Origin of the sequence: Amycolatopsis sp. NPDC057786 (genome assembly GCF_042797905.1) — a bacterium.
In the GTDB taxonomy this organism is placed as follows: Bacteria; Actinomycetota; Actinomycetes; order Mycobacteriales; family Pseudonocardiaceae; genus Amycolatopsis.
Window position 1 is genome coordinate 1 of record NZ_JBHVKW010000207.1, and the last position, 1,350, is coordinate 1,350.

The following is a 1,350-nucleotide window of genomic DNA, read 5'->3' on the forward strand; positions in this document are numbered from 1 at the left end:
TACTGCAACGGCAGTTAAGGAAGTGGGTAGCCGCGGCGTTTGTAGTGGCTGAGGCGGGCTTGGTGTTGTCGTCGGCGGCGGAAGCGTGACCAGGACCAGATGTGTTCGGCGGCGTCGGCGACACGCAGGACCAGCTTGGTGAGCAGGCGCCGGATCTCCGGTAGTGTAAAGCTGATCATGTCTGGTTCGGCGATACCGATTCCCCTTTTATGGCAAGGGATTTGGCGACGGCGAGCCAGGCGTGGGCGAGCATCGACAGGGTGATGTGGGCGTACCACGCCCGCCAGGACCGGACCTGGTAGTGATCCAGTCCGGCTTCGTTCTTGGCCTGCTGGAAACACTCTTCGATCCGCCAGCGCGCCCCGGCGATCCAGGCCAGGTTCAGCAGGGTGGACCGGCGGGGCCCGTAGCAGATGTAGTAGGCGATCTCGGTCGGATCAGAGATCGAACGCCGGGCGAGCAGCCAGTGCCCGCGCCCGGCCTGCCAGCCAATCCGGACCGGCACCCGTGCCCAGTCGTACTCGCGCGGCCCGTGCGCGCCGGCACCGACCGACAACCGCCGCCACGCCCGGGCGGGCAGGTCCGCGATCAGCTCATCGGCCCGCTGTTCGGTGCCCTCGGCGGTGATCAGGGTGTCGTTGACCTTGGTGGCCAGCACGTACGCGGCGTCGTGTTCCTCCAGCCAGGCTCGCAGGTACTTGACCTGCCCGTAGGCCTCATCGGCGGTGACCCACGCGAACGGCACACCCGCCTCGAACGCCCGCGCCAGCATGCCCATCGCCTGCCGCGGCTTCGTGGCGAACTCGACCTCATCCGGAATCCCCGCCCGTTGGCACCGGTCCCGGTCGGCGATCCACGGCTCCGGCAGATACAGCGCCCGATCGATCAGCGCATGCCCATGATCACCGGCATAGGCGAGAAAGGTCCCGATCTGACAGTTCTCGATCCGCCCCGCCGTCCCGGAATACTGCCGCTGCACCCCGGCCGAGCGCACACCTTTCTTCAGGAACCCGGTGTCGTCCACGATCAGCACGCCGCCCGGCTCGCCGAGATGCTCGACCACGTAGTCCCGCACGTCGTCACGCACCCCGTCGATGTCCCAGTCCGCCCAGCGCAACAACCGCTGCATCCCATCCGGAGACACCTCACCGGACTGCTCCGCCAGTGTCCAGCCGTTCTTCCGCTCCAACCCCGCGACCAGCCCGGACACATACTCCCGAGCCCGGCCCCGCGGCTCCGACCGCCTGAACCGTCCCGCGATCCGATCATGAACCCGATCCAGCTGCCCCATCACCACATCGACCACCACAACGATGATCTACCACACGACGACCAACTGCCGTTGCAGTA

At 67.0% G+C, this 1,350-nt stretch carries 1 protein-coding gene; it reads right to left on the bottom strand.

Annotation, left to right across the window (positions count from 1 at the left end):
* Nucleotides 1-175: 175 nt before the first annotated feature.
* The gene (locus ACFVM3_RS41910; RefSeq protein ID WP_043829840.1) at nucleotides 176-1,309 is read right to left on the bottom strand and encodes an IS701 family transposase; all 1,134 of its coding nucleotides are present in this window, start codon (nucleotides 1,307-1,309) and stop codon (nucleotides 176-178) included.
* Between the last annotated feature and the right edge of the window lie 41 nt (nucleotides 1,310-1,350).